We start from the raw sequence: 19,765 nt of genomic DNA on the forward strand, positions 1-19,765 counted from the left end.
TAGCTAACCGGTGACCTGTGGCGAGCGGGCTTGCCCCGCGTTGGGCTGCATAGCAGCCCCAAAACCAGACACTGAGGAATACCTGACACATCGCAGCTCTCATTGATGGGGCTGCTGCGCAGCCCAACGCGGGGCAAGCCCGCTCGCCACAACAATTTCCTTCACTACAACATAGTATGCTTGGGTTCACCTCCGCCCAATCACGAAGCCCGCCCATGTCCATCACGGATAACCTCCTCGCCTTCACCTTCGCCGCCACCCTGCTGACGCTCACACCCGGCCTCGATACAGCCCTGGTGCTCAGGACCGCGGCGGTGGAAGGCAAGCGCCAGGCACTGCAAGCTACGCTGGGCATCAACGCCGGCTGCCTGCTGTGGGGCGCAGCGGTTGCCTTCGGTCTGGGCGCACTGATCGCTGTGTCAGAAGTCGCCTTCAACCTGCTCAAGTACTGCGGCGCCGCGTACCTGGCCTGGCTGGGGTTGAACATGCTGCTGCGTCCGCGCCGCTCACTGGCCAGCGCCGAGGTGCAGGGCAAGCCGGCCGGCAACTGGTTTATCAAGGGCATGCTGGGCAATGTGCTCAACCCCAAGGTGGGAATTTTCTATGTGTCGTTCCTGCCGCAGTTCATCCCCCAGGGCCAGCCGTTGATCCTGTGGACGTTCGGCCTGGTGGGCATCCATGTGCTGCTCGGCCTGGCGTGGTCACTGGTGTTGATGGGTGCCACGCAGCCGCTGTCCGGTTTCCTGCGCCGGGAAAAGGTCATCCAGTGGATGGACCGCACCACTGGAATGATCTTCATAGTGTTTGCAGCGCGGTTGGCATTCAGCAGGCGCTGAGCCGTATGGACAGTTCGATGTCATCGGCAAACGGTACAGACACGTAGCCGTTCTCCGGTGCGCGTACGTGGGCCAGGTATTCAGGGCAGTAATCGGTGTTGTCCGCCACCACCAGCGCGCCGGGGCGCAGGTGCTTTTCCACCAGGCCCAGCACGTCGCCATACAGCGTCTTGGCGCCGTCCAGCAGCAGCAAGTCCACGCTGTCCGGCAGGCCGCTGGCCAGGGTGACCAGTGCGTCGCCTTCGCGGATATGGATCAAGTCACTCACCCCGCCTTCGATGAAGTGCTCACGCGCCAGGGCAATCTTCGAGGCTTCGAATTCGCTGCCGATCAGCACACCGCCGCCGTTGTCACGCAGCGCAGCGGCCAGGTGCAAGGTGGACAGGCCGAACGACGTGCCAAACTCCACAATCGCCCGCGCCTTGCTGCTGCGCGCCAACAGGTAGAGCAGCTTGCCGGTGTCCCGCGAGACCGGCAGCCACAGGTCCTTGAGCAGCGAATACAGCGCCACGTATTCGGTCTTGCTGCGCATCAGCCGATCGCGTTCCTCCTTGGATACCGAGTTCACCAAGGGGCTGGTAGCGGCGCTGGCCTGGGTATAAAGACGTTCGATCAGGGGCGCCAAAGGCGCAGTGGTCAGGCTAGACATAATGGATTTCCGTAGGGTTGGGGCTAAGATGCGACTCATTCGTCGCATTAAAAGTATGCGAGTGATTCCCATCCTTCGCTATTCGCATTCGCCCTGCTTACGGAGCCCCGTATGACCCGCCGCCAGCCCCCGTGTATTTCCACGCGCAAACAGCCACAACAGGCGCGTTCCACCGAGCTGGTGGCGGCGATTCTCGAAGCGGCTGTTCAGGTTTTGGCCAAGGAAGGCGCCACCCGTTTCACCACCGCTCGGGTCGCTGAAAAGGCCGGCGTGAGCGTAGGGTCGGTGTACCAATACTTCCCCAACAAAGCGGCGATTCTGTTCCGTTTGCAGAGTGATGAGTGGCAACAGACCACCCGAATGCTGCGCAACATCCTGGAGAAACACGATGAAGCACCGCTGGATCGCCTGCGCACGTTGGTGCATGCCTTTATCCAGTCGGAATGCGAGGAAGCGCAGATGCGCGGGGCATTGAGCGATGCGGCGCCGCTGTATCGCGATGCACCGGAAGCGCTGGAAGTCCGGGCGGCGGGCCGGGAGACTTTCGAAGCGTTCATGCTGGAGCTGCTGCCCGAGGTGGCCGAGAACACACGCACATTGGCCTGCGACCTGATGCTTACCACGCTCAGCTCAGTGGGCAAGGAGTTCTCGTGCAGCCCGCGCACGACGGAAAAAATTGCTGTGTATGCCGAGGGAATGGCTGATATGTTTCGCGCCTATGTAAAGGCGCTCAACCCTCCGTGAAGCGCGGCAAAGCTTGTTGCAAGTTCGCTTTGGCGAAACGGCTTGGTAAGCCGCGGAAGATCCGGCGTTCGGCATACCCGGAGACCAGCAGGATCGCGGTTTCAGGCAACAATTGGAAATTTCACTGACAGTTTCTCCGACACCCGCGCTAAAAAGCCAACCGATACCGCACTTCTTCCAGTGTGACACCGCCCCTCTGGAGCGTACGCTCGCTGCCTGTGTCCTCGACACAGCCCGCCCTGCGATAAAACCGGATAGCTCGTTCATTCCGGCTCAAGACCCAAAGCGTCAAATCCTGGTACCCCTGCACCATCAAGTTCTGCAAGCCCGCTTTCCACAACGCCAGCCCCACGCCTGTTTGCCAGTACCCGGCCAACACATAGATGGCCATGACCTCACCAGTGTTTTTACCCGCAGCCTCCTCGTCACGGCTGGCACCGACCGATATCCAACCGACCACCTGCCCATCCACCTCCGCGACCCAAACCTTGGGCTCGTCCGCTTCAATCGAGCGCATCCAAAAGGATTCACGCTGCGCCAGGGTGGCTTGCAACCCGCTCAAATACTCGGCCGGCATCAGGTCACGGTAGGCGTCCTGCCAACTGCTGATATGCACCTGGGCAATGTCCCTTGCGTCGTCGGGTAATGCCTTGCGGATCATGCCGGTATTCCTTTTTCGAGCAATGGCCTTCCAGTAAACCCACGCCTCATGACCGTTTATATTCGCCGGGTGGCGACGGGGCTATCCGGCTTCGAACAAATCGCTGTCTAGGCGCCCAGGTTGGCTGATATGTTGCGAGCCTCACGAGCAAAGGTAAGCGCTATGACACCGTTAACCAGCAATGCCGCACTGCTGATCATCGACATGCAGCAAGGCATGAACCAGCCGAAGCTTGGGCGACGCAACAACCCCGGCGCCGAAGCGCAGATACAGCGCCTGCTGCAGGCGTGGCGGCAGTCCAACCGCACGGTGGTGCACATCCGCCACATATCCCGCTCGCCCGACTCGGTGTTCTGGCCGGGCCAACCGGGTTGCGAGTTCCAGCCGACCCTGCAACCGCTGGCGCATGAGCACGTGGTGGAAAAGAACGTCCCGGATGCTTTCACGGCCACGGGGCTGGAGCGCTGGCTGCATGTGCGTGGGGTCCGGCAACTGGTGATCGTGGGTGTGATTACCAACAACTCGGTCGAGGCCACCGCACGTTCGGGCGGCAACCTGGGTTTTGAGGTGACGGTGGTTGCCGACGCCTGCTACACCTTCGACCAGACCGATTTGTCCGGGCGCCTGTGGCCGGCCGAGGATGTGCATGCGCTGTCGCTGAGCAATCTGGCGATGGACTATGCCAAGGTTGTAGAGACCACTGAAATCCTGGATAGGTTGTGAGCATGACGCATCAGACCGGCAAGCGAATCGCCTTGCGCAGGTTTCCATGCTCGCTTTCGGCATGTGGCAGCGCATGCGTCCAGTCATAAAACGGCCCGTACGCGCCTCGATATCGGCTTGTATGACGAACTGATCCAGAGTTATCAGGCCGCCGGGCTTATCCCGGCGTAAACCAACAGATAGGCCTCCAGTTCCTCTCGTTGCCCGGACGTTACAATCGCGCCGATATACCCATCAGGCCGCACCAGCACCCACTCGCCAATCGCCAGTTGGTAGGCACGTTGAAACTCACCTTGCTCGTCAATCACATCTCCCTCAGGCCCAACGATATGGACCTGCACGCCCGGCCAAGCGGGCACTGAATCACGCGTGACGCCATACCCCAGCAGTGTCCAGTGCGTGCCCTGGAACAGATGGAACAGCCGCAGCGCCTGCCCGGCGGCACCTCGGACCGGCGCGTCCGGCGCCCGGTCGCCCGCTGCAACGCCTTTACGCACGGGGCTCTTCAACGCCAGTGAGGACTCGGGGTAGCCGATGTCCAGTTGATGCACTTCCCTGCCCCGGCGCAGTTCGCCATGCTGCATTTCTCCCAGCAGTCTGGTGGACAAACCGAGCACGGAGGCAGCCACCGGCCGGCGCTCTTCTTCATAGGTATCGAGTAAAGCCTCAGGGGCGCCCTGCACCACCGCTGCCAGCTTCCAGCCGAGGTTGTAGGCGTCCTGCACACTGGTGTTGAGGCCCTGGCCACCGGTGGGCGGGTGGATATGCGCGGCGTCACCCACCAGCAGCACCCGGCGCAGGCGGTAGTGATCGGCCAGGCGTGCATTCATGGTGTAGGCCGATGACCAGCTCACGCTGTGCACCTGGACATCGGCGCGACCAGTGCGTTGGGCGATCAGTGCGGTGAGCCCTTCGGCGCTGAAGTCGATGTCGCCATCGGCCGGGATCGGCCCCTGAAGCTGGAACAGGTCGGTGCCGGCCAGCGGGCAGATCGCAATCTGGCGTTGCATATCCCCTTCGCCAAAGCGATGCCAGGCCTCACGCGTCAGGCCGGTAAGCACCCCATCCGCCACCAGGGCGCGCACGCCCAGGGTCTTGCCGGGGAAGCCGATAGCCAGCGCATGCCGGACAAAGCTGCGACCACCATCGGCCCCCACCAGCCAGCGGGCACGCAGGCTTTCTTCGCCGCCCTGGCCGGCCAGCCTGGCGGTGACGCCATCGGCATCCTGTTCGAAGCCCACCAGCTCACAACCGAACTCAGGCCAGTGGCCCAGTTCAAGCAGGCGCTCGCGCATCACCTGTTCCGTCAGAAACTGCGGCACCATCAAGGGTTGCCGGTAGGGCTCGGCCGGTGTCGGCGCCTTGGATGCAGTGAATTCGGCATCGCTGTAGCTGCCATCGTCGCGGTAGCGCCGGTCAGTCGGATAGACTCCACCCACCGCCATCAAACGGTCGAGAATCCCCAGGTCCTCGAAGACTTCCTGGGACCTGGGCTGGATACCCTTGCCACGTGAGCCCTGGAATGGCTGGTGGTTTTTTTCGATCAGGCGGAAGCTGATGCCCCTTCTCGCCAGGTCGATCGCCAGGGTCAGGCCGGCGGCACCGGCACCGCAAATCAGTACATCGACAGCCAATTGCGCTTTCATATGGATCACCTATATGTGCAATACGCACATATTAAGAGAGGCCAACACCGTGTCAATTAAAAGTGTGCAAAAGGCACATATATCCGCCCAGCTGCGTGACCTGCATGGCTCATTGGTCGAGATCGTAGGGGTGATGAATCGCCCGCAACGCGACGAGGCGATGGTGCGCGAAGCCGGGATTGCCCTGGACCGCGCCCTGTTTCCGTTGCTGGTGCTGGTCGAGCGCCTGGGGCCGATTGGCGTGGTCGAACTCGCCGACCGCGTGGGCCGTGACTACACCACGGTGAGCCGGCAGGTGGCGAAGCTGGAAAGCCAGGGGTTGGTTACGCGACAGGCAAGCGCACTCGACCGCCGAGTGCGCGAGTCGGTGATCACCGAGAAAGGCAAGGCCATGACCGACCGCGTCGATGACGCGCGGGAAAGGATCGGTATGTCGATCTTCTCCACCTGGGAGGAAGGCGATTTCGACAACCTGGTGCGACTGATGCGCAAGTTTGCCGAGGACATCAAGGAGGATTCCGTGCGTGCGACGAAGGGGATTTCCTGAGGCCATCCACTTGCTGGTTTGCTGTGGCGAGCGGGCTTGTTGTGGCGAGCGGGCTTGCCCCGCGTTGGGGCGCGAAGCGCCCCCCTCTCTCAGGGCCACATCGCTGCTTCAGGTAGACCGAGGTGATGGGATTGGGGCTGCTGCGCAGCCCAACGCGGGGCAAGCCCGCTCGCCACAACAAGCCCTTTCACCTCAGCTAGCTCTTTCACCTCAGCAAGCCCGCGCACGGCATCAATCCAACGCCAACTCCACCACCCCACCGTTCAACCGCACCGGCCATACCCGCAAGCGCTGCTCCGGCGCCTCCAGGCACTGCCCGTCTGCCAGGCGGTAATGCTGCTTGTAGATCGGCGCTGCCACCACCAGCTCACCCTTGATGCTGCCGATCAAACCGCGACCGATCACATTCGCCCCCGACTGCGGGTCGTGATTGTCGATGGCATACAGCGTCTGCGCCTGCGCGCCCGGCAGGTAGAACAGTGCGACTTGCGCGCCGTCCAGCCACACCACCACGCCGGAGTTGCTCACCAGGTCTTGCTCGCGGCACACCTGCGTCCAGGTGGCCAGGTTGCGTTGGGTAGTGGCTTGGCTCATCAGGCAATCTCCTCGGTGACGGCAATCAGGTTGAGTTCGGCGGCCATGATTGGCCGGCGCTGGCCGCGTTCCTGGACGAAGTGGATGTCCGGGTCGGGGCGTTTGTCGTTGACGAAGGTGCGGAAGCGCTTGAGTTTTTCCGGGTCCTTGAGGGCGTTGGCCCACTCGCATTCGTAGCGGTCGACCACCTGTTGCATCTGCGCTTCGAGTTCGGCGCCCAGGCCCAGGCTGTCGTGCAGGATCACGTCCTTGAGAAAATCCAGGCCGCCTTCCAGGCTCTCGCGCCACACCGAGGTGCGCTGCAACTTGTCGGCGGTACGGATGTAGAACATCAGGAAGCGGTCGATGTAGCGGATCAGCGTGGCGTCATCCAGGTCGGTGGCGAACAGCTCCGCATGGCGCGGGCGCATGCCGCCGTTGCCGGCGATGTAGAGGTTCCAGCCTTTCTCGGTGGCGATCACGCCCACGTCCTTGCTCTGGGCTTCGGCGCACTCGCGGGTGCAACCGGACACCGCGAACTTGAGCTTGTGCGGCGAACGCAGGCCCTTGTAGCGGTCTTCGATCAGCAGCGCCATTTTCACGCTGTCCTGCACGCCGTAGCGGCACCAGGTGCTGCCCACGCAGGACTTCACCGTACGCGTGGACTTGCCGTACGCATGGCCGGTCTCGAAACCGGCCGCGATCAATTCACCCCAGATATCCGGCAACTCGTGCAACTGTGCGCCAAACAGGTCGATGCGCTGGCCGCCGGTGATCTTGGTGTAGAGGTCATATTTCTTCGCCACTTCACCGATCACAATGAGTTTGTCCGCAGTGATCTCGCCACCCGGAATACGCGGCACCACCGAGTAGGTGCCGTTCTTCTGCATGTTGGCCATGAACGTATCGTTGGTGTCCTGCAACGGCACCAGGGACGGGTCCATGATCGGCTGGTTCCAGCACGACGCCAGGATCGAGCCCACCGCCGGCTTGCACACGTCGCAACCAGTGTGACCACGGCCATGTTTGGCCAGCAGTTCGTCGAAGGTGACGATGCCTTCCACGCGCACCAGCGCGTACAGCTCCTGGCGGGTATGGGCAAAGTGTTCGCACAGGCTCTTGTCGACACTCACGCCACGGGCGATCAGCTCATGCTCGAACACCTGCTTGAGCAACCCGGCGCAGCCGCCGCAACCGGTGCAGGCCTTGGTCTGCGACTTGAGCAGGCCGAGGTCGCTGCACCCGTCGTCGATGGCAGAGCAGATCGCGCCTTTGGTCACGTTATGGCAAGAGCACACGGTAGCCGATTCCGGCAGCGCGCCGGGACCGAGGGTGGGTGCGCCGCTGGAAGACGGCAGGATCAGGCTGGCCGGTTCGGACGGCAACGCGATGCCGTTCTGCATGTACTGCAGCAAGGTGTCGTAGTAGCTGTTATCGCCGACCAATACGGCACCGATCACCTGCTTGCCCGAAGCATCCACCACCAGGCGCCGATAGCTGGCACTGGCCTCGTCGATGAATTGGTAGCTGCGCGCCCCGGGCGTGTGGGCATGGGCGTCGCCGATGGAACCCACGTCCACGCCGAGCAGCTTGAGCTTGGTCGACATGTCGGCGCCCACAAACGGCTCGGCGGTTTGCGCGCAGAGCAGCGCGGCGACGCCTCGCGCCATCTGGTAGCCCGGCGCGACCAGGCCGAACAGGCTGCCGTTCCAGGAAGCGCACTCGCCAATCGCGTAGATATTCGGGTCGCAGCTCAGGCATTCATCGTTGATCACCACACCGCCACGCGGGCCGATGTCCAGGCCGGCCTTGCGGGCCAGTGCGTCCTGGGCGCGGATGCCGGCGGAGAACACGATCAGGTCGGTTTCGAGGAATTCGTCATTGGCAAAGTTCATGCGGTAGCGGTACTGCTCGCCGGCGCTGATCGACTGGGTCGCACGGGACAAATGCACGCCCACGCCCAGCCGCTCGATCTGCGCCTTGAGCGCCAGGCCGCCGAAGTCATCCAGTTGCACCGGCATCAGGCGCGGCGCGAACTCCACCACATGGGCTTCAAGGCCCAGGCTTTTCAGCGCATTGGCGGCTTCCAGGCCTAGCAGGCCACCGCCCACCACCACGCCGCGTCGGGCATTGGCGGCGGCCTTGCGGATCGCATCCAGGTCTTCAAGGGTGCGATACACCAGGCGTGAGTCGCCCTCGGCGCCTTCGATCGGCGGCACGAACGGATAGGAACCGGTGGCCAGTACCAGCTTGTCGTAGGCGACACAGCCGTCGGCGGTGATCACTTCACAGCGGGCGCGGTCGATCTCCAGCACCGGCACGCCCAGGTGCAGGGTCACCCCCGGCGTCTGGTACAGCGCAGCGTCGGACAGCGCCAGCGACTCGGCATCGCGCCCGGTGAAATACTCGGACAGATGCACCCGGTCATAGGCGCGCATCGGCTCCTCGCTGAACACGTGCAAACGGTAGTGAGCCAGCGCGCCGCGTTCGATCAGTTGCGCCACACAGTGGTGGCCGACCATGCCATTGCCGACGACGATCAAGGTTTTGAGAGGGTTCATAGTAAGCACCTGACAACGCTCATCACGGTTTTAAAAGCAAAAAAAAACGCCTGAAACCTTGCGGTTCCAGGCGTCTTTGCCTGTTCTTGTGCGGGTTCGGATCAGGCGACTGCGCCGGATTCACCGCTATTGCCCTGGTTGTCGATCGTCGTTGACCGAGGTGGGTTGATGGGGAGCTTGCAGGGTCTGTGCCAAGCGAAGACAAAGCCCGCACTCAAGGCATCACACGCAAAACAACGGCGATGAAACTGCGCGTAATCGCCTCCAACTGGTGCACCTCGCGTCATAAAAGTGCACAAACCCCTTCTGTGGCGAGCGGGCTGGCCCCGCGTAGGGCGGCTTCGCAGCCCTACGCGGGGCCAGCCCGCTCGCCACAAAAAAACCTGGCGCGTGACTTGCTAGGAACACTCCAACCAGGCAGTCAACGCAGACTGCCCTCTCACGACAAAGGCGCCGTGTAACCCCCGTTCTGAACGGAGGGTTACAAGGCGCCTTTTTTGTTTATACGGGTTTCAGATGGCCAACCAAAACATACGCAGTGTGTGTCCCTATTGTGGCGTGGGCTGCGGCATCATCCTGCAGGTCGAGCACAATAAAGTGGTCAAGGTGATCGGCGACAAGGCCCACCCCACCAACTTCGGGCGCCTGTGCACCAAGGGCACTACCTGCGGCCAGGCCATCGCCGAGTCCGGCCGCATGGAGAACGCCTATGTGCGCCAGGCCCGCGACCATGACCCCGTACGCCTCGGCATGGACAAGGCCATCAGCGAAACCGCCCGGCGCCTGCGCCAGACCCTCGACACACACGGCCCGGACGCGCTGGCCTTCTACGTATCAGGTCAGATGTCGCTGGAGTCCCAGTACCTGATCAACAAATTGGCCAAGGGCTTTGTGCGCACCGCCAACATCGAGTCCAACTCGCGCCTGTGCATGGCCAGCGCCGGCAGTGGCTACAAACTGTCCCTCGGTTCCGACGGCCCACCGGGCTCCTATGAAGACTTCGACCGCGCCGACCTGTTCTTCGTGATCGGCGCGAACATGGCCGACTGTCACCCTATCCTGTTCCTGCGCATGATGGACCGGGTCAAGGCCGGGGCGAAGCTGATCGTGGTCGACCCCCGGCGCAGCGCCACGGCAGACAAGGCCGACCTGTTCCTGCCGATCAACCCCGGCACCGACCTGGCCCTGCTCAATGGCCTGTTGCACCTGCTGGTGAAAAACGGCCATACCGATCCTGCCTTCATCGCGAACTTCACCGAAGGCTGGGAGGCGATGCCGCCATTTCTGGAGGACTATTGCCCCGAGCACGTCGCCGCCATCACCGGCCTCGCCGAAGCGGATATCCGCCAAGCCGCCGACTGGATCGGCCAGGCCACCGAGTGGATGAGCTGCTGGACCATGGGCCTCAACCAGAGCACCCACGGCACCTGGAACACCAACGCGCTGTGCAACCTGCACCTGGCCACCGGCGCCATTTGCCGCACAGGCAGCGGGCCGTTTTCCCTCACCGGCCAACCCAATGCCATGGGCGGCCGCGAGATGGGCTACATGGGCCCGGGCCTGCCGGGGCAGCGCTCAGTGTTGGTGGACGCGGACCGCGCCTTCATCGAAAACCTGTGGCAAATCCCCCACGACAGCCTGCCGCGCCAGGCCGGCAGTGGCACCGTGGCGATGTTCGAGCAGATGGCCGCCGGCCGGATCAAGGCCTGCTGGATCATCTGCACCAACCCGGTGGCCAGCGTGCCTAACCGGCAAACCGTGATCAACGGCCTGCACACCGCCGAGCTGGTGATCAGCCAGGACGCCTTCCTCGACACCGAGACCAACCGCTACGCCGACATCCTGCTGCCCGGCGCACTGTGGGCCGAGGCCGAGGGCGTGATGATCAACTCCGAGCGCAACCTGACCCTGATGCAAAAGGCCGTGGACGCGCCCGGCGAGACCCTGCCCGACTGGCAGATCATCGCCCGGGTCGCCTGTGAGATGGGCTTTGCCGAGGCCTTCACCTACGCATCCGCCGCCGAGGTCTTTGAAGAAATCAAACAGGCCTGGAACCCCAAGACCGGCTACGACATCCGTGGCGCCAGCTACCCGCGCCTGCGTGAAAACCCTGTGCAATGGCCCTGCGCACCGGTTGAGGCAGCGCACCGCAACCCGATCCGCTACCGTCATGGCGGCACCCTCACCTTCGCCACCGAAAACGGCAAGGCGCGGTTCTTCGCTCGCGCGCATATGCCGCCCGCCGAGATGCCCGACGACGGGTTTCCCTTCGTGCTCAACACCGGTCGTGTGCAGCACCAGTGGCACACCCTGACCAAGACCGGCAAGATCGCCACCCTGAACAGACTCAACCCCGGCCCCTTCGTCGAACTGCACCCCGAAGACGCCGCCCGCCTGGGCATCAAGGACAAGGACCGGGTCGAAATACGCTCCCGGCGCGGTCACGCCGTGCTGCCCGCCGTGGTCACCGACCGCGTGCAGCCGGGCAACTGCTTTGCGCCGTTTCACTGGAACGATGTGTTCGGCGAACACCTGGCGATCAACGCAGTGACCCATGATGCGGTGGACCCGATTTCCCTGCAGCCGGAGTTCAAGTGCTGCGCCGTCGCCCTCAGCCGTGTCGAGCTGATCGACCACCAGTTCCTCGACCTCCCTTCCCCCGTAGCAGAGGACACCGCCATGTCGCGCCTCGACGCCTTCGCCGACATCACCGGCATCCGCCACCTATCGCCACCGCCCCTGAACGACAGCGAACGCACCTACCTCGCCGGCTTCCTCAGCGGCTTGCACACCAGCGCCGCGCGCCAGGGTTTCGGCGTACCGACCCTGCCGGCGACTGCGCCGCTGACCGAGGCGTCACGCTTATGGCTGAACGGCTTGCTCGCCGGCTTGTTCAGTCCTACAGAACCCCTCGCCGCGCCCTCCCCGGCCGTCACCCTGCTGTGGGCCTCGCAGACCGGCAATGCCGAAGCCCTGGCCGAACGCTTTGCCAAGCGCCTGCGCGAAACAGGCATCAGCGTGGAACTGAGCGCGATGGCGGATTTCCCCGCGAGTAAACTGGCAAGCACCCACACCCTGGCGCTGATCAGCAGCACCTTTGGCGACGGCGACCCGCCCGACAACGGCGAAGGTTTCTGGCACAGCCTGCGCACCGCCGATACTCGCCTGGAGTCGTTGCGCTTTGCGGTATTGGCCTTGGGCGACGCCAACTACGAGCAGTTCTGCAACCACGGCAAGCAACTGGACCGGCGCCTGCTGGAACTGGGGGCAACGCGCCTGCTGGAACGGGTGGACTGCGACACTGAATTCGAAGCCGCCGCCGATGCCTGGCTGGCGCGGTTCCAGCAGGCACTCAACCCGGCAAAACCGGTGGCACCGGCCACCCCCGCCGGTAAAACCAAGCTGTACGGCTCGCGCCTGCTGCTCAACCGCCATCTCAACCCGCACAGCGCGCACAAGGAAACCCGCCAGTTCGCCCTGGACCTGGCCGACTCCGGGCTGACTTATGAAGCCGGGGATGCCCTGGGCATACGACCACGCAACTGCCCCGAACTGGTCAGCGAACTGCTCGACCTCACCCGCCTGAATGCCAGTACTTGCGTGAACATCGACACCTTCGGCGATGTGCCGTTGCAACAGGCCCTCACCCAGCACTTCGAAATCGCCCGGCCCAGCAGCGACACCCTGGCCTTCATCGCCGAGCGCAGCGCCAACCCGGGTCTCAAGCACTTGCTCAACCCCGAGCACAAGGCCGAACTCAATGACTGGCTGTGGGGTCGGCAACTGGCGGATGTGTTGCAGGAATACCCCATCGACTGTTCGGCGGATGAGCTGCTGGGCACTCTCAAGCGCCTGCAACCGCGCTTGTATTCGATCGCCTCCAGCGCCAAGGCGTACCCGCACGAGGTGCACCTCACCGTGGCCGCTGTGCGTTATGGCAAGCGCAAAGGCGTGTCGTCGACCTTCCTCGCCGACCGCGTCGGTGACGGGGAAGTGCCGCTGTTCGTGCAACCGTCGAAACACTTCCGCACGCCCAGCGACGCAGAGGTGCCGATGATCATGATCGGCCCCGGCACCGGCATCGCGCCGTTCCGTGGGTTCTTGCAGGAACGCCGGGCGCTGGGTCATCAGGGGCGCAACTGGCTGTTCTTCGGTGAACAGCACGCCGCCAGCGACTTCTACTACCAGGACGAGTTGCAAGGTATGCAGCGCGATGGCCTGCTCACCCACCTGAGCCTGGCGTTCTCTCGCGACCAGGCGCAAAAGGTGTATGTGCAGGACCGCATCCGCGATCAGGGCGCCGAGCTGTGGCGCTGGCTACAGGACGGCGCCAGGCTGTACGTCTGCGGCGATGCCAGCCACATGGCCAAGGACGTCGACCAGGCCTTGCGTCAGGTCGCGCAAACCCACGGCGGGCTTGGCGTTGAGGGCGCCGTGGAGTACTGGCGACAGATGAGCGAACAGAAACGTTATCTGCGTGATGTGTATTGATTGGATACAGAACAATATGCACTTTGTATTGTGTACAAAAAACCCTAAAGATTTATCGGTGCCAGGCCGAAACAGCAGTGATAGCAAATCGCCTGACTCCTGATCGAGGAATGCAGCGATTTGGCCGCCCTTCACGCTGATGGTCGTCTCGATGAAAATAAAAAATAAGCTGGTCCTGGCATTTGTCTCTGTTGCATTTATTCCGGTCAGCCTGGTGGCCGTGATTTCGGTCATGAACACGCGGACCCAGGCGGTGGATCAGTTCATCGATGGCAGCACCCGGGAGATTCGCCAGATCGACGGCAACATTCGCCAGTTCTTCGATGGCACGTTGCAAAACGTCGATCAGATGGCCACTGATCCTGTATACACTTCCGTCAGCACGCTGAAGAACTACCAGGCCGCCGATGCCGCCAGCCAACCGCTGCCGGCCGAGGCGCAAGCCGTGATCGAGCGCTTCGCACGCTTTGGCGCCACCCACCCGGCGGCAGCGATCCTGTCCATCGGCCTGGAAGACGGCACCTACGCCAAATGGCCGGATGACCCCCAACTGGCCAAATACGACCCGCGCACCCGCCCCTGGTACAAGGCGGCCATGGCCAGCCCCGGCAAAACCGTGCGCACCCCCGCGTATTACTACGACAAGGACGATGTAGCATTGGTGGGCACCGCCCGGGCGATGCTGGAAAACGGCAAGGCCAAGGGCGTGTTCGTGGTCAGCGTCTCCCTGAAAAACCTCACCGAGCTGGTCAAGAGCATCAAGCTGGGCGAAAGCGGCTACGTGATGCTGATCGAAGACGGCGTGGTGCTGGTGGACCCGCGTGACGCCGCCCACAGCTTCAAGCCGCTCAAGGACCTGGGCGCGCCCTACGCGCAGCTGGCCGACACGCCTCAGGGATCCACCGAGGTGGTGATCGATGGCGTGCGCTACATGGCCAACGTGTGGACCTCCCCCGGCCTTGGCTGGCGCTACATCGGCCTGATCGAACACCGTGAAGTCATGGCCGAAGCCACGCGCATGACCTACCTCACGGCCATCATCGTCGGCGTGCTGGTGCTGATCTTCGGGCTGATCGCGGCGGCGTTCTCCAAGGTCATCGTCAAGCCCATCGGCCAGGTCAGCACCGGCTTGCAGTCCATCGCCCAGGGCGAAGGCGACTTGCGCCACGAACTGCAGGTACAGGGCAAGGATGAAACCGCCGAGCTGGCCGGCTGGTTCAACAAGTTCCTCGCGGCGATCCGCCAACTGATCCAGCACATCGGCGCGGCGTCGGCCAATTTGCAGAACGCTTCCAAGGTCAACAGCGAGGTGGCGCACAATATGAACGAGGCGGCCGGACGCCAGCGCGAGGCCGTTGAATTGGTGTCGACCGCATTCAATGAAATGGTCGCCACCGCCAACGAAGTCGCCCGTTCCTGCAGCGGCGCCGCGGAGTCCGCCGAAAACGGCCACCGTCGCGTGGCCGAGGGCAAGCAGCAGATCGAAGTCACCACCGACAACGTCAACCGCCTGGGGCGCCGTCTCACCGAGTCCTCCCAGGCCATGGTCGAACTGGAAGCTGGCAGCCGCAGCATCAACCAGATCCTCGGCACCATCCGCGCGATTGCCGAACAGACCAACCTGCTGGCCCTCAACGCCGCCATCGAGGCCGCCCGTGCCGGTGACCAGGGCCGTGGCTTCGCGGTGGTGGCCGATGAAGTGCGTGCCCTGGCCAAGCGCACGTCCGACTCCACCGGCGAGATCGAGCAACTGCTCGGCACCCTGGAAAACAAGACCCAGGAAGTCACCCAGAAGATGGGCAGTTGCCTGGACTTGTCGCGGGCCAGTGTGTCATCCATCGAAAGTGCGCGGGACAGCTTCGAGGGTATCCAGACGTCGGTGAACGAGATCCGCGACCAGAACCTGCAGATTTCCGCCGCCGCCGAGGAACAACACAGCGTGGCCGAAGAGATCAACCGGCACATCCAGCAGATCTACGACGAGGCACGCCTGGTGGAGAGCCTGGCCAACTCGGCGCAGGACGACTCGGGGCGCTTGTCCACTCTATCGGATGAATTGAATGGATTGGTGGGGCGCTTCAAGTCCTGAGGAAGTCAGTGCTCTGGCGCCATATGGCAAACGCTCAAATGCGCGATTGCGCAACCATCCAGGCCTGGAACGCCTGAAGTCGAGCCGTGAATGTTTCACGGTCGGCACTCGGGTTCCGGGCCTCGAACAAAAAGAAGGCCACCTGAGTCATCTTGGATGGGTACTCCTTCACGAACAGCGCCACATGCATTTCCAGCGTATGCGGCCACGATGCCTGCTCACCGCAGAGTATCTGGGTGGCTCTGAGCAGCTTGCGTGACGCTTCGCGCTGCAGGCGGAGTCGCTCCTGCTCGTTGGCGGCATGTGCGATGCGGCCAAGGTAAGCGGTGAGCACCGCTTCAAAGTCACCGTTCACGGCCAGGGCAATATCCAGTGATGGCCGAAACCGCTCGAACTGCGCCGACAGATCATTGCCCCACACGCACCGGCAGTGGTGCTTGAGCCAGAATCCCCAGCTGTTGCTGTTTTCGATGGCCAGTACCTGTGCGCGGCTGCCGATATCGAAATCCACCTTGGTGACTTGCGGGTACCGCACGGCCAGGTCGCATCGCACCCGCTCCAACCGCTCCAAAACTGCAGAGGTCGGCGGCTCACATAGCACCACCGTCAGATCAAGATCGGAAACGCCCGGCAGCGCATCGCCACGCGCGACGCTGCCATAAAGATAAAGGCCGTCCACTCCCAAGTCAGGCTGCGAGAGCACGTTGCAGACAGCCTCGAGCAGTGGCTGAAATTCACGCTGCACGGGGACGTGGGGAACCGTAAGGATAAAGCCCTCGGCGTCCACCCCCGTGGATTGCGCCGGGCTCATGGGTGATGTCTCTCGATCACCAGGCCTTCAGCCTCGCTCGGTACCGTGAAATGGCGGGTAATCAGATCAAACTCAGCATCAGTGGCGGCAAAGTCATGCTCACCCTGGGCGTTGCGCGCATGCAGCCTGGCCCGACAGGTGGCGTCATCCAGCTCCAGGTAGTGCAGGCAGTGCCGGGCCTTGGCGGCGTGTGCCAACCCCAGCAGCCATTCGCGACTGGCCACTGTATTGGCAGGGAAATCCAGCACCACGTCGAGGCCCGACTGCAGCACATTGATCACCAAGGGGCCCAGTACGCCGCGAATACGCTGGGCGCATTTGATGTAATCCGCAATGGCGTGGATTTCACCGGGGTAAAGCGTGGCGAGCCAGTGGTCTTCGCTGAGCACAATGGCAGCGTGCTCAGTGGCGAGGGTCTTGGCGAGTGTGGACTTGCCGGAGGCGATCTTGCCGCAGAGCAAATGCAGGGTTGGCATGGGGCGGTTCCTTATGTCAGTCCCGCCAGCATGACCGCCATGGATTGATCACACAACGCCCCGTTTCCAATGCTCGTGGAACGCCAGGGCCGCGACATTCTTGTCCTTGGCTTCGAGCATGATGTCGAAGCGGTCGAGAAACTGCAGCGCATAATCGTTGGTCCAACGGTTCCACATCTGTGCGCTGTGGGCGTAGAGGTCGCGCTTGGACACCACCTGCAACAGCGCGTCCATTTCCAGCTTGTGTTCGGCATCAAAGCCCAGCTCTTGCAGGCTCTCCGGGGGCTGGGAGTAATGCATGGTCGGTCGCACGCCGCGCCAGCTTTCAATCACCCGGGCGACCCGCTCCGAGTGGGGGTCGATGTAGTCGTTTTCGTTGATCCAGCAGTGGTGGATGTCCAGGACCACCGGTGCCAGGTCGGCGACTTGCAGGCAATGGTCCAGGCCATAGGTCTTTTCGTCGTTCTCGAACGTGATGCAGTTGCGCGCCACCTCCGACAGGCGCGACCACACGGCGCGGGTGCCTTCCACGCCGAGGCGGCCGGCGATATGCACGTTGCACTTGAGGTCCTGGAAGCGCCGGCCATAACCCATCATGCGGATCATGTCGGCGTGGTATTCGAATTCGGCAAGGCTGTTTTCCACCACGCCGGGGTTTTCCGAGCCGAGTACACAGTATTGGCCCGGGTGGAATGACAGGCGGATATCCGAGGCGCGGGCCAGCTCACCGATGGCGGCAAAACCCTCAACCAATTGACGCTCGATAGCCGGGTCCTTGTAGACGCTGGCCACTTTGGGATGGCTGTAGAACGGCAACAGGTCGCTGCTCAAGCGCAGCATGCGCAGGGTCGAAGGCAATTCAGCGACATACGCCAGCAGGCGCAATTGAGCGGCCAGGTTGTGCGTGACCACTTCCACCAGTTTGTCCCGGGCCACCTGCGGTGTAACGCTGTCCATCCAACGCAACGTGGTGGTGCGCGGGTTGAACGGACCTTCGATCAGCTTTTGGGCGCTGGCCGACAGTAGCCGTTCGGGATGTTTGTATTGGCACGCGAAGCCAATGCGTGGGTGAGTCATGGAGGCGCCTGGCGTAGGAAAAAGGAGCGAATGATACGGGGTTAGTCCGGGGTAGACCCAGGCGGGTTCCCACTATTTCGAAACGTTTCACGCTGAACTTTCTCACCGGCGCTGCGTTCACTTCTTATGCGCTGCCCCGTCCAGGGGCGTTGTACAACAAGGAGCCGCCCCCGTATGACTACCCTCCCCGTTTACCGATATGCCCCAGGGCCGCTGCATGCGACCTTGCTCGCCGGCACCGTGCCGTTGTTTCTTGGTGCCTTGCTCAGCGACATTGCCTACACCCAGACCTACCAGATCCAATGGGCCAACTTCGCCTCCTGGCTGATTGCCGGCGCGTTGGTGTTCGCCGGTTTCGCGTTTCTGTTCGCGCTGGTCAACCTGCTGCGCGCCGAGCACAAGGCCGGTCAACCCACTCGCTATGTGCTGTTGCTGTTGGCCACTTGGGTACTGGGCCTGGTCAATGCCTTCCAGCATGCCAAGGACGCCTACGCCTCGATGCCCGGCGGCCTGATCCTGTCGGCCATTGTCTTGCTGCTGACGTTGGCGGCCACATGGACCGGCCTGCGTTCGGGAGGTGTCAAATGAAAACGTCCAGCACCCTGACCCTATTGAGCGCCGCGCTGTTGCTGAGTGCCTGCGGTGGCGAAGGCGACAAGACCCAGGCCCGTGGCCCCGATCCCAAGCTGCCGGAACAGCAAAGCAGCCTGTTGCCGAGCATGAAAATCGCCGAACCTGCGCCCTGGGGCGAACAGAAACCCAAGGTGCCGGACGGCTACAGCATCACCGCGATTGCCACCGACCTGGCGATCCCGCGCCAGACCCTGGTGCTGCCCAACGGCGATATCCTGGTTGCCGAAGGCCGTGGCGGCAGTGCGGCCAAGCTCAAGCCCAAGGATGTGATCGCCAGCCTGATCAAGGCCGAGGGCAACACCAAGGTCAAGAGCGGCAACCGCCTGACCCTGCTGCGCGACGCCGATGGTGACGGCACCTACGAACTCAAGACCGTATTCGCCGACAACCTCAATGCGCCCTATGGCCTGGCGTTTGCCAACGGCAAACTCTACGTGGCCAACCAGGACGCACTGGTGAGCTTCGACTACGCCGACGGCCAGACCAAAGCCAGCGGCCCGCCGAGCACCGTCACCGACCTGCCGGCGCAGATCAACCATCACTGGACCAAGTCCCTGGCCGTGAGCGCCGATGGCAGCCAGCTTTATGTGGGCATCGGCTCCAACAGCAACGTCACCGAACGCGGCATGGAAGTGGAGATCGACCGTGCGATGGTCTGGCAGATCGATGCCGCCACCGGGGCGCACAAGCCCTACGCCACTGGCTTGCGCAACCCCACGGCACTGACCATCCAGCCGGACACCGGGCAACTGTGGACGGTGGTCAACGAGCGCGACGAACTGGGCCCGGACCTGGTGCCGGACTACCTGACCTCGGTGCGTGAAGGCGCGTTCTACGGCTGGCCGTACAGCTACTGGGGCCAGAACGTCGACCCACGCGCTCAACCGCAGAACCCAGCCAAGGTGGCCGCCGCGATCAAGCCGGATTACAGCCTGGGCTCCCACGTGGCCGCCCTTGGCGTGGACTTTTCCATCCCGCAGATGGGCGAGCAGTTTGCCGATGGTGTGTTCGTCGGCGAGCACGGCAGTTGGAACCGCGACAACCCGGTGGGCTACAAGGTGATCTTCGTGCCGTTCAGCAATGGCAAGCCGTCCGGTGAGCCCATCGACTTCGCCACCGGCTTTCGCGGCGACGACGGCAAGACCCGTGGGCGCCCGGTGGGTGTGACGGTGGACCCGAAAGGTGCGCTGATCATTGCCGATGACCTGGCCAATACCGTTTGGCGCGTGACGCGGAACCGCTAAACAA

16 protein-coding genes and 1 pseudogene are annotated in these 19,765 nt (G+C 63.0%); 9 read left to right on the plus strand and 8 right to left on the minus strand.

Annotation, left to right across the window (positions count from 1 at the left end; genetic code table 11):
- Nucleotides 1-215 precede the first annotated feature (215 nt).
- Nucleotides 216-836 (plus strand): LysE family translocator, encoded by a 621-nt coding sequence (locus BM110_RS10640; RefSeq protein ID WP_093513343.1) that lies wholly within the window; start codon nt 216-218, stop codon nt 834-836.
- Here BM110_RS10640 and BM110_RS10645 read toward each other — a convergent pair.
- Nucleotides 823-1,485: an O-methyltransferase gene (locus BM110_RS10645; protein WP_092243996.1), complete on the minus strand. Its 663-nt coding sequence runs from the start codon at nt 1,483-1,485 to the stop codon at nt 823-825. The two genes, BM110_RS10640 and BM110_RS10645, sit on opposite strands and share 14 nt — an antisense overlap.
- A gap of 111 nt (nt 1,486-1,596) precedes the next feature.
- Between BM110_RS10645 and BM110_RS10650 the strand changes: the two genes are divergently transcribed.
- Complete coding sequence (locus BM110_RS10650; RefSeq protein ID WP_093513344.1) at nt 1,597-2,229, plus strand: TetR/AcrR family transcriptional regulator; 633 nt, start codon at nt 1,597-1,599, stop codon at nt 2,227-2,229.
- A gap of 148 nt (nt 2,230-2,377) precedes the next feature.
- Here the strand turns inward: BM110_RS10650 and BM110_RS10655 are convergent, their stop codons facing one another.
- The gene (locus BM110_RS10655; protein WP_093513345.1) at nt 2,378-2,890 is read right to left on the minus strand and encodes a GNAT family N-acetyltransferase; all 513 of its coding nucleotides are present in this window, start codon (nt 2,888-2,890) and stop codon (nt 2,378-2,380) included.
- Nucleotides 2,891-3,052: 162 nt separating this feature from the next.
- Between BM110_RS10655 and BM110_RS10660 the strand changes: the two genes are divergently transcribed.
- Nucleotides 3,053-3,613 carry a cysteine hydrolase family protein gene (locus BM110_RS10660; protein ID WP_093513346.1) on the plus strand — a complete coding sequence of 187 codons (561 nt, stop codon included), beginning with the start codon at nt 3,053-3,055 and terminating at the stop codon, nt 3,611-3,613.
- Nucleotides 3,614-3,756: 143 nt separating this feature from the next.
- Here BM110_RS10660 and BM110_RS10665 read toward each other — a convergent pair whose 3' ends face one another.
- On the minus strand, nt 3,757-5,259 hold the full coding sequence (locus BM110_RS10665) for an FAD-dependent oxidoreductase (RefSeq protein ID WP_093513347.1): 1,503 nt from the start codon (nt 5,257-5,259) through the stop codon (nt 3,757-3,759).
- Between the two features lie 49 nt (nt 5,260-5,308).
- On the opposite strand from BM110_RS10665, the gene BM110_RS10670 reads away from it, so the two are divergent.
- On the plus strand, nt 5,309-5,806 hold the full coding sequence (locus BM110_RS10670; RefSeq protein WP_256575385.1) for a MarR family winged helix-turn-helix transcriptional regulator: 498 nt from the start codon (nt 5,309-5,311) through the stop codon (nt 5,804-5,806).
- A 231-nt stretch (nt 5,807-6,037) separates the two neighbouring features.
- Here BM110_RS10670 and nirD read toward each other — a convergent pair whose 3' ends face one another.
- Together nirD and nirB are read right to left on the minus strand one after the other, a co-directional pair.
- Nucleotides 6,038-6,400: a nitrite reductase small subunit NirD gene (gene nirD / locus BM110_RS10675; RefSeq protein WP_093121166.1), complete on the minus strand. Its 363-nt coding sequence runs from the start codon at nt 6,398-6,400 to the stop codon at nt 6,038-6,040.
- Nucleotides 6,400-8,940 carry a nitrite reductase large subunit NirB gene (nirB, locus tag BM110_RS10680; RefSeq protein ID WP_093121167.1) on the minus strand — a complete coding sequence of 847 codons (2,541 nt, stop codon included), beginning with the start codon at nt 8,938-8,940 and terminating at the stop codon, nt 6,400-6,402. Before nirB ends, nirD begins: the two co-directional genes overlap by 1 nt.
- Nucleotides 8,941-9,456: 516 nt before the next feature.
- Between nirB and BM110_RS10685 the strand changes: the two genes are divergently transcribed.
- The 3 genes and pseudogenes from BM110_RS10685 to BM110_RS30110 all read left to right on the plus strand — a co-directional run bounded on the left by BM110_RS10685 (nt 9,457) and on the right by BM110_RS30110 (nt 15,520).
- Complete coding sequence (locus BM110_RS10685; protein WP_093513349.1) at nt 9,457-13,431, plus strand: bifunctional nitrate reductase/sulfite reductase flavoprotein subunit alpha; 3,975 nt, start codon at nt 9,457-9,459, stop codon at nt 13,429-13,431.
- Between the two features lie 232 nt (nt 13,432-13,663).
- Nucleotides 13,664-14,665, plus strand: a pseudogene (locus tag BM110_RS30105) (cache domain-containing protein); the annotation flags it as partial.
- Between the two features lie 87 nt (nt 14,666-14,752).
- Nucleotides 14,753-15,520: a methyl-accepting chemotaxis protein gene (locus BM110_RS30110; protein WP_371322060.1), complete on the plus strand. Its 768-nt coding sequence runs from the start codon at nt 14,753-14,755 to the stop codon at nt 15,518-15,520.
- Nucleotides 15,521-15,554: 34 nt separating this feature from the next.
- Here BM110_RS30110 and BM110_RS10695 read toward each other — a convergent pair whose 3' ends face one another.
- Genes BM110_RS10695 through BM110_RS10705 form a run of 3 tightly spaced genes read right to left on the minus strand, consistent with a single transcriptional unit; the run spans nt 15,555 to nt 17,884 of the window.
- Nucleotides 15,555-16,331: a nucleotidyltransferase domain-containing protein gene (locus tag BM110_RS10695; RefSeq protein WP_093513350.1), complete on the minus strand. Its 777-nt coding sequence runs from the start codon at nt 16,329-16,331 to the stop codon at nt 15,555-15,557.
- On the minus strand, nt 16,328-16,807 hold the full coding sequence (locus BM110_RS10700; RefSeq protein ID WP_093513351.1) for a P-loop nucleotide/nucleoside kinase family protein: 480 nt from the start codon (nt 16,805-16,807) through the stop codon (nt 16,328-16,330). Before BM110_RS10700 ends, BM110_RS10695 begins: the two co-directional genes overlap by 4 nt.
- Nucleotides 16,808-16,855: 48 nt before the next feature.
- On the minus strand, nt 16,856-17,884 hold the full coding sequence (locus BM110_RS10705) for an apurinic/apyrimidinic endonuclease family protein (RefSeq protein ID WP_093513352.1): 1,029 nt from the start codon (nt 17,882-17,884) through the stop codon (nt 16,856-16,858).
- Nucleotides 17,885-18,058: 174 nt separating this feature from the next.
- On the opposite strand from BM110_RS10705, the gene BM110_RS10710 reads away from it, so the two are divergent.
- Both BM110_RS10710 and BM110_RS10715 read left to right on the plus strand, forming a co-directional pair.
- Nucleotides 18,059-18,472: a DUF2231 domain-containing protein gene (locus BM110_RS10710; RefSeq protein ID WP_071487887.1), complete on the plus strand. Its 414-nt coding sequence runs from the start codon at nt 18,059-18,061 to the stop codon at nt 18,470-18,472.
- Nucleotides 18,469-19,761, plus strand: a complete 1,293-nt coding sequence (locus BM110_RS10715; protein ID WP_093513353.1) for a PQQ-dependent sugar dehydrogenase — start codon at nt 18,469-18,471, stop codon at nt 19,759-19,761. Before BM110_RS10710 ends, BM110_RS10715 begins: the two co-directional genes overlap by 4 nt.
- Nucleotides 19,762-19,765 lie beyond the last annotated feature (4 nt).

Source organism: Pseudomonas sp. NFPP28 (genome assembly GCF_900115535.1).
In the GTDB taxonomy this organism is placed as follows: domain Bacteria; phylum Pseudomonadota; class Gammaproteobacteria; order Pseudomonadales; family Pseudomonadaceae; genus Aquipseudomonas; species Aquipseudomonas extremorientalis.